General features: G+C 55.3%; 6 protein-coding genes. 5 read left to right on the top strand and 1 reads right to left on the bottom strand.

Translation table 11 applies throughout. The annotated features are described in order from the left end of the window. From ABX962_RS21245 to ABX962_RS21225, 5 genes are all read left to right on the top strand, one after another. Positions 1-576 (top strand): DUF1559 domain-containing protein (locus ABX962_RS21245; RefSeq protein ID WP_372722085.1); only part of this gene is annotated, 576 nt, incomplete at its 5' end. A 20-nt stretch (positions 577-596) separates the two neighbouring features. After that, entirely contained in the window at positions 597-1,811 is a 1,215-nt protein-coding gene (gene dprA, locus ABX962_RS21240; protein WP_372722083.1) for a DNA-processing protein DprA, read from the top strand. Between the two features lie 243 nt (positions 1,812-2,054). Then, complete coding sequence (locus tag ABX962_RS21235) at positions 2,055-3,566, top strand: phospholipase D-like domain-containing protein (protein ID WP_372722081.1); 1,512 nt, start codon at positions 2,055-2,057, stop codon at positions 3,564-3,566. A gap of 165 nt (positions 3,567-3,731) precedes the next feature. After that, a complete protein-coding gene (locus ABX962_RS21230; protein ID WP_372722079.1) occupies positions 3,732-6,917 on the top strand; it encodes an amidohydrolase family protein in 3,186 nt (1,061 codons plus the stop codon). Further along, positions 6,914-8,221: an amidohydrolase family protein gene (locus ABX962_RS21225; protein ID WP_372722077.1), complete on the top strand. Its 1,308-nt coding sequence runs from the start codon at positions 6,914-6,916 to the stop codon at positions 8,219-8,221. The genes ABX962_RS21230 and ABX962_RS21225 overlap by 4 nt, the downstream gene beginning before the upstream one ends. A gap of 108 nt (positions 8,222-8,329) precedes the next feature. Here ABX962_RS21225 and ABX962_RS21220 read toward each other — a convergent pair whose 3' ends face one another. Then, entirely contained in the window at positions 8,330-9,112 is a 783-nt protein-coding gene (locus tag ABX962_RS21220) for a 4'-phosphopantetheinyl transferase superfamily protein (protein WP_372722076.1), read from the bottom strand. Between the last annotated feature and the right edge of the window lie 189 nt (positions 9,113-9,301).

Here is a 9,301-nt window from a genome sequence, read left to right as displayed (position 1 = left end):
GAAACCTATTTATGTCCCTCTGCTCCTGACAACCACCAGCCCGATCGACTTAGTTCAGGGATGAGCACGGCGACAACTGATTATGTTCCTCATGGAGAAGTGACTAAAAACATTGTTGATGCAGGTTATGTCAAACCACGCGTGAATCGCCGAGGGTTGTTCCATGCATCACGAGTCACTCGATTTCGGGACGTCTTGGACGGACTCTCGAACACGATGTTGTTAGTCGAGTGTGCGGGGCGGCCCCAGTATTTTGTGATGGGGCGACTTGGACCCTCAACCAATAACAATGGCTGCGGCAATGTGAATGTCACCAACTCGCGAGCATCGCTTGGCGGTTGGGCAAACCCGGGCAACTTTATTCCCATGCACGGTTTCTCGGCGGATGGGCTGAGTTGTTCAGGACCTTATGTGATCAACAAGACCAACAATAACGAAGCCTATTCGTTTCACGTTGGTGGACTGCAAATCAATCTTGCCGATGGCAGCACCCACTTTGTTTCGGAACAGATTGATGCGGAGATCTATGCTTCGCTGATTACGTATCAAGGACATGAAATCGTCTCTGATTTCTAATCGTTAGCGGTCAAAACACAATGTCACGAAATGTTGACGATCCCGAGCCGGATGATCACCAGGACGACGGGGCGTTAGCGGCGACCTATGCCGATGGTGTCCAGGACGCAGCCCCGCGACAATCTCGCGTCGTCAGTGAAGAAACGAAAACTATGCTGCGGCTTTCGATGTTGCCCGGGGTGGGGCCGCGGATCTTGACGGGACTGTTGGATCGATTTGGATCTGCTGAAAAAACGCTGCAGGCTGCGGATGCTCAGTTGGCATCGGTGCATGGGGTCGGGCCCAAATTGGTGCACGTGATCCGAACCGCGTCGCACCATATCGATGTCGACGCGATCATCCAGTGGTGTGCTGAGCAGGATGTGGCGATCATTTCGTCGGAGGACGAAGACTATCCCCAACCGCTTTTTGATCTTCCTGACGCGCCGCCGATTTTGTTCGTCAGCGGTAACCTGCTGGCGACCGATGAACTTGCCGTGGCGATTGTCGGGACGCGTCACGCGACGACGTATGGATTAAAGCAAGCCGAGCGGTTTGGTTATGCCATGGCGCGAGCGGGGATTACCGTGATTAGCGGGATGGCCCGTGGGATTGATTCGGCCGCCCACGAAGGGGCACTCAACGGAGCCGGCCGAACGATCGCGGTTCTCGGTAGCGGGTTGGGCGAGATCTATCCGAGCGAGCACAAGGGATTGGCCGAAATGATTGCAGCCGCCGGAGCGGTGATTAGCGAATATCCACCCCACGCCAAACCTCACGCTGGTATGTTTCCACAGCGAAACCGGTTGATCGCTGGATTGTCGTTGGCCACCTTGGTGATCGAGGCTCCGGATCGTAGCGGTGCCCTGATCACGGCCCGCTTGGCGTGCGAGTTGAATCGCGAGGTGCTGGCACTGCCCGGTCCGGTAACCAGTCGAATGTCACGCGGTTGTAATCAATTGATTCGTGATGGCGCCAAGTTGGTGCAAACGATTGAAGACGTGCTCGAAGGGATTGGGCCGATGTGTAACCCAATCGATGCGGGCGATGGCCAATCGATTCGCAGTGGTGCTGATTTGCTGCTCAATGAACTCGAGCGAGCGGTGCTCGAGGCTGTGGGGGAATCGAGTACGCCGATCGATGAAGTGATTGTCAAAACGGAACTTCCCGCCCACCGCGTGATGGCCACGATCAGCGTTCTGGAAATGCGTTCGCTGATCCGCCGATTGAGTGGCCAATACGTCTCGCGAATCTAGTTGCTGTGGATCTCGCCCGCTCGGCGTCCACCACTAACTAGGTAACCTTGTAGCGGTGCGGCGCAAGCCGCCCGGTCGAAAAGGAACGCCGGGGCTACGAATCCTTCATCGATTAGCCCCTTTACTTAGTAATGAGCCCCTATTCGCTAATTTGCCCCTCGTTTGTCTGGCATGCCCTTTGCTCCTTGTCTTTGTTGCCCTGCTGGAACTGGGCAATAAATAACGAACACAAATGGGAACAAGATGGTCTACGTGGGGTGGTATGTCGGATCGGTTATTGGTGCCTTGTTGATGCTGGTCGCCATGACGGCGATGCGTCATGACGAGCGAAAGCACGTCGGACGTTTTGGCTGGATCGTGATTATCCTGCTCTGTCCTCCTCTGGGCTTTCCGCTGTTTCTGATCTTTGCCGGCAAAAAGATATCCGCCGAGCACGAATTGCGCGGCATCGTGCAAATGCCCCCTTGTCCAAGTGTCGAAGTGCACGACCGCTGTGGATTGTCGAGCATTGGCATCCGCCGTGGGCTGGCCCCTTCGACGCCTGGCAATTGTGTCAAGCTGTTGGCCAAACCCGAAGAAATGTACCAGCATCTTTTTGAGCTGATCGACTCGGCGACCGAATCGCTACACGTCCTTAGCTTCATCATGGCGGACGATGATCTGGGACACAAAATCATGGACAAACTGGCGGACAAAGCCCGAGATGGCGTCGACGTGAAATTGTTGGTTGATGGCGTGGGGGCGTTTTTGATGCCCGATGAAATGCTCGACACCGTTCGCGATGCGGGAGGCGAAGCGATGACGTTTAAGCCTGTCTCGCGGTTATCGCGGTTTGCCTATTTGAATTTTCGTAATCATCGAAAACTGGTGATCGCCGATGGCAAACGGGCACTTGTCGGGGGGGCCAACTTGGTGCAGTACGAAATCACTGAAAATCCCGATGGCGATACTTGGGTCGATCTCTGTGTGGCAATCACAGGGCCCGCCGCGTGTCAAATCGAAGCGGTGTTTCAATCCGATTGGCGGTTTGTCAATCGCGATCATTCGCTTGATGAAGCGGACCTGCAAGAAGAGTCTCCCTGCCATGGTTGTTTCGAATCAAAGCAATGCGAACCAAAGTTGTTGCCATCGAAAAAGAGCGACTTGGAAACGAACGACCCGAAAAGAAGCGACTTGGGAAAAGGGGAATCGGTACCCGCGAATTCCGAACAGGACGGTGGCAGCCGTGTCCAAGTGATTCCGATTGGTCCTGATGGGCCCGGTGAAGTCATGGAAGACTTGTTAATCACGGCGATTCAACGAGCAACGGAGCGGGTGTGGATCGTGACCCCCTATTTCATTCCTTCGTCCATCGCAATGCGATCGCTCGAGATGGCGTGTCGACGCGATATCGATGTTCGAATCATGTTTCCCAACGAGAGCGACATGATGCCGGCGGATTACGCACGATTCGAATACAGTCGTGATTTGCATGATGCCGGCGCCCGGGTGCTGCGGTACCACGATGGTGTCGTGCATACCAAGGCGGTATTGGTCGATGATGAGGTCGCGTTCATCGGGTCGGCGAACTTCGACATGCGCAGCTTTTTTCTTAACTACGAAGTGCTGCTGGCGATTCATGATCCTCGCATCCTGAAGCAGCTCGAGGATTGGTACACCACGCTGGAATCTCAGTGTGATGACCGCAAAGAGCCTGACTCGCTTCGTCGCCGCTTCTTTAGTACCGTCGCTCGGATCTTTGGATCGGAACTTTAAAGCGTCGGTTGCGGATCTTTTCCTGCCGTTCGACGGATCGAGAAGTGTGACAAAGGGGGATGTTTGCCGACTCCCTGGTGATTTTCTGTTCAGCGACTAACATTGACGCAAGTCCCTCGTCGGCTTGTTCCTTGTTTCCTGCTGTGCGTCCCGAAAGCGGTGCAGATGATCTTTAAGTGTCTGAAAAACAACCCTCCGCGGCAAGCATTGTCCATCGCTTGCTTGGTTGCGTTGCTGTGTTGCGAGTTTACAGACCCCTCGTCATTATCGGCTCAAGGGGGGGATGGTCTGCGAGCTGCCAGCACACGCCCGATTGACCAATTGCGGCAAGCCGACTCGTCGCCGACATTGCTTGTGGGGGCAGAGATTGTCACCCATCCCGGTGCGGCGCCAAAGGTTATGTCGCTATTGATCCAGGGGACGACGATCGTTCGTGTGGGGAGCGATTTGGAAGTTCCTGTGGGGGTCAAACGATTGGATCTCTCGGGCAAGCGAATTTACGCTGGTTTGATCGATGCATTTCACGAGGTGGAGCTTCCTGAGAATCCCGCGGTCGAGGGAACGGGGTATTGGAACCGCAATATCACGCCCGAGTACCATGCCGCTTGGGTCAGCAGCGACAAACAAGCCGACGACGGCAAACGTCGCAGCCAAGGAATCACAACGCAACTGCTCGCTCCAAGCGGCGGCATTTTGAAAGGCCGCAGTTGCGTGGTGCTGCTCACCGACGCCGACGATCCGCAACGATTGCTCAAAGCCGATGCTTTCCAGCATGCCACGTTGACCGTGCCACGTGGCAAGAAACGCGACAGCTATCCCAGTTCACCAATGGGGGCTACGGCACTGCTGCGGCAAGCGCTTTATGACGCGATTTGGTATCGCGATGCTAATCGGGTTTACCAGCGGAACACGAATTTGAATCGCCCCGAACCGTCGCTGGCACTCGAGCGATTGTCCGATGAGATTACCGAGGGTCGTTTTCTATTTGATGCGGCTAATGAACGGATGGCGATTCGTGCCGAAGCGATCGCCGATGAATTCTCGCTCTATATCCTGTTGCGTGGTTCGGGACGCGAGTACCGCAGTTTGGACGAGATTGCGGCGACCGGGCGGACGTTTTTGCTGCCCGTCGATTTTCCCAAAGTGCTGGCGACCGAGACGCTCGCTTCGATCAACGATTCGACACTCAGCGATTGGATGCATTGGTACTTTGCTCCCGAAAATCCCAAACGCTTGGCTGCTGCTGGGATCCAATTTGCCTTGACCACCGATGGGTTAGAGGATCCGGGAACCTTTCTGAAACAGATTCGTGTGGCCGTCGATCGAGGGCTGTCTCGCGACGTTGCCTTGGCCGCGATCACAACCACTCCGGCAAAGATGCTGGGGGTCGAAGATCGTGTCGGCGAGATTAAAACCGGGATGCTTGCCAATTTGGTGGTTACCGATGGCGACTTGCTGGATGCTTCGAGCAAGGTGCTTGAAACCTGGGTCGCGGGAGCTCAGTACAAAATCGCCGATGACACGGCTGCAGGCGACGATGATTTGCAGGGCAAATGGGCTACCACACTGGCGATGAATGGCAAAAGCGTCAAGGCAGAGTTGGTGTTCGAGAAAAAGGACAAGTCGTTCTCGGGCTATTTTCGCTTGGCAAAAAAGAAGAGCGAAAAAAAAGCCAAACTCGAAAAGTTGATTCGGCAGCGAGATCGTGTCTCGGCTTCGGTCAAACTCCACTCGTTATCGGATCGGTTTGATCAAGGAGTGTGGCAGTTGACCGTGCTGACGGTAGACGAAGATGACCAGGAATCGCCTCGCTTGATGGCCACGATTCTGTCCCCAAGCGGACAATCTGAAAAATTGACGCTCAATCGCATCGAGGAAACGACACAACTCGCGAAGGAATCGTCCAAGGAACCCGCGAAGAAAGCGGAGTCGCCCGAGCCAAAACAGAAACTTGTGTCCACAGCAGATCCGATCGCATTGGTCTATCCGCTCGGCGCGTTTGGGCTGACTGAACAACCCGAGCAGCCGCCATTGGTGATGTTTCGCGGAGCGACGGTGTGGACCTGTGGCGACGAAGGGATCATCAGTCCCTGTGACGTGCTAGTCCGAAACGGCGTGATTGCCCAAGTCGGGCAAAACCTAGCCGTTCCCAAAAACTGTGTGCAAATCGATGCCAAGGGGAAACACATCACTCCGGGGATGATCGATTGCCACTCGCACATGGCGACCGATGGCGGGATCAACGAATCGGGTCAAGCGGTAACGTCCGAGGTGCGTGTCGAAGACTTTATCGATAACACTGACATCACGATTTATCGGCAGTTGGCAGGCGGTGTGACCGCCGCCAATGTGCTGCACGGTTCGGCGAACCCGATCGGCGGACAAAGCCAAGTGATCAAATTGCGTTGGGGCGGCACGATGCAAGAGTTGAAATTTGACGGTGCTCCGCTTGGAATCAAGTTTGCTTTGGGGGAAAATGTCAAACGCATCTCTTCGCGTTACCCCAATACGCGAATGGGCGTCGAGCAGATTTTGCGGGATCAATTCCTAGCCGCTCGGCAATACGAAGCCGCCAACACCGCTTGGAACAATGGCGTTCGCGATCAATTGCCTCCTCGACGTGATTTGCAGCTCGATGCTCTTGTCGAAATCCAACGAGGCGATCGTTGGATCCATTGCCACAGTTATCGGCAAGACGAGATTGTCGCCACGCTCGATGTGCTCGAAGAATTTAACATCCGGATCGGAACGCTGCAGCATATCCTGGAGGGCTACAAGGTCGCCGACCGGATTGCCAAGCATGGTGCGATGGCGTCCACGTTTGCCGATTGGTGGGCGTACAAGTTCGAAGTCTATGATGCGGTCCCCTATAACGGCGTCTTGATGCACGATGCCGGTATCGTGGTCTCGTACAATAGCGACGATCCTGAACTCGGACGTCACTTGAACACCGAGGCTGCCAAGGCCACCAAATATGGCGGCGTGCCTGAGCAGGAAGCACTGAAATTTGTGACTTTGAATCCTGCGAAACAGCTTCGCATCGAGGACCGTGTCGGTTCAATCGAGGTCGGAAAGGATGCCGATTTGGTCGTCTGGAGCGGGCGTCCGCTGTCGACGACCTCACGCTGCGAGCAAACTTGGATCGATGGTCGTCGTTACTTTGATGTCGATCACGATCGCGAGCTTAGGCAACGCGATCGCGAGCTTCGATCGCGTATCATCCAAATCGCCTTGCAGGAACCGAAGCAGGAAAAGGCGAAGGAGAGCGAAGACAAAGTCGAGGAAGAGGATCGTTGGACACGGATCGACGTGTTCTGTAACGCAGGCCGAAACGCCGGAGGTGTACAATGAGAGTTTTGCAAATCACAAGTTGCTTCGTTGTGTTGTTGGGCTTGGCAGGCGGACGCGAATTGCCAGCCAATGACCAGATTCCCGGCGTTCCGCAGTCGCGACCGATCCTGATACGCGGGGCAACGCTGCATCCGGTTGACGGTGATGTGATCGACGAGGGCGATCTTTTGTTCGACGAAGGACGGATCGTTGCGCTCGGAAAGAACGTCCAAGCCGAAAAGGGAATGCGAGTGATCGAGGCCGCTGGAAAGCATGTCTATCCAGGGTTGTTCGATGCGATGACCGATCTGGGGCTGCGCGAGATCACGGCGGTTGATGTCACCGTGGATCATGCGGAACGAGGCGAGAAGAATCCCAACGTTCGCTCGTGGGTTTCGGTGAATCCCGACAGCGAGCTGATCCCGGTGGCGCGGGCCAGCGGAGTGTTGTTGGCTCATGTCGCTCCCGGCGGACGGTTTTTTCAAGGGCAATCTGCTGTGATGCAATTGGATGGTTGGACCGCCAGTGAGATGAATTTGTCCGCACCTAGCGCGATGTGCGTTTCTTGGGGAGCGACGCAAGTCAGCGACGCCGACGCCAAGGCGGAAGCCAAGAAGCGTGATCAGAAGTTAGAGGAACTGGACCAGTGGTTTGATCGAGCCGTCCGCTACGCCAAGCAGCGCGAAGCGGGGCCAGTGGCTGAGGATATTCGACTCGAGGCCCTGTTGCCGGTGATCGACGGTCGTTTGCCCTTGATGGTTCACGCGGATCGTCGCGACTCGATTGAGTCCGCCGTGGCGTACGCTCAAAGCCGAAAATTGAAGCTGGTGATTTATGGCGGATACGATGCTGCGGACTGTGCCGATTTGCTGAAGCGTTACGATGTTCCTGTGATCATTGCCGGGACGCTCCGTTTGCCGCTACGTCGCCACGATCCTTTTGATCATCCCTATACACTTCCGCAGCGGTTAAATGCGGCGGGGGTGAAGTATGCCATCGGCGGCGAAGGGCCGGGGTATCCAGGCGGTGCGTCGAACGTTCGCAACTTGCCCTACCATGCGGGGTGCTCAGTCGCCTACGGGTTGCCGCGTGAGGATGCGGTTCGCGCCATTACGCTATCGCCCGCGGAAATCTTGGGTGTCAGCGACCGTGTCGGCTCGTTGACGGCCGGCAAAGATGCGACGTTGATCATCGCGGACGGCGATATTTTGGAAACCGAGAGCAACGTGATCGATGCCTACATCCAAGGACGCAAAGTCGATTTGTCGAGTCGACATACGATGTTGTTCGACAAGTACCGCCAGAAATACAACCGCGGTCGCTAGAGGAGCATTTCGTAGCGGAAGTCGTCAAGACTTTCGTTCCATGACGCATGCCCCCGAAACTCTTGGCGAGTTTCGCTACGAGATGCTTCACAGCGTTGTGCGGGCACACTATGAATGCGCTGCCACGACCTCGTCAAAACTATTTAGATGCATCGAGATACCATCGGCGGGTTCGTCCGTTGCCACCGCGATCGCGGCGATAAAGGATTCGCGTGGATGGAATGAAAAGAATTTCCATTGATGCTCGCTTTCCAGTTCAGCATTGAGCATCCGGATCGTGGGGGAGTCGTCGTCAATGTTTTCGAACGCAAAATCGGACAGCGGCGTGTTCAGCCCCGTGCCAATCGCTTTGATGAACGCTTCTTTGAGCGTCCAAACCTTCAGAAATGCTAACTTGCGTCGCGCGGTATCGGTAAACGATTGAACGTATTCGATTTCAGGCGTCGAGAAATAGCGAGTTGCGAGCTCAGGATCGGTGCGTCGCTCGAGTCGTTCCACGTCGACTCCGAGCAACTGATGTTTCGCATGACCAATCCCGCACAACACCAAGCCATCGGTGTGCGCGATATTAAATGGGGTCGAAATTTCCGCAGGCGATTTGACCGCGGGTTTGCCATGTTGCAGACAACAAAACTCGATCGACTTCGGTGATACGTTGGCTGACCCTGCGGCTTGGCCCAACAAGTGTCGGGCCATTCCGCGTCCGACGATGTGTTGATTGCGGCTGGTCATCACGCGGAATCGGTCGGCCCGCTCGCACTCGGATTCATCGAGCCATTGATGGCAGTACGTTTCGATTGGACCTGGGTGTGCGGACGAACTCGTCGCATGCCAAACGCGAACAACCGCTTCGTTGTTGGGTGAGTTCGTGGCAGCACGCACAGAGGACATCGCAGTGAGACGAGCGGAGGAGTGAGATGAGGGAAGCATGGCCGCTATTTTCGTTAAAACCGCGATAGGCGAAAGGAGTGCTAAAGTCGCCGTAAACGAAATCGATTGAAAAGGTTCAATGAGGGCCGGGGGTGGCGGTCGATTTAATGATAACCGTATCTCGGGTCGGTTGAATTAGATAACACGGTT

The sequence above is a fragment of the Novipirellula sp. genome (genome assembly GCF_041583735.1).
In the GTDB taxonomy this organism is placed as follows: domain Bacteria; phylum Planctomycetota; class Planctomycetia; order Pirellulales; family Pirellulaceae; genus Novipirellula.
This window is presented reverse-complemented; position numbering and strand designations above follow the sequence as displayed.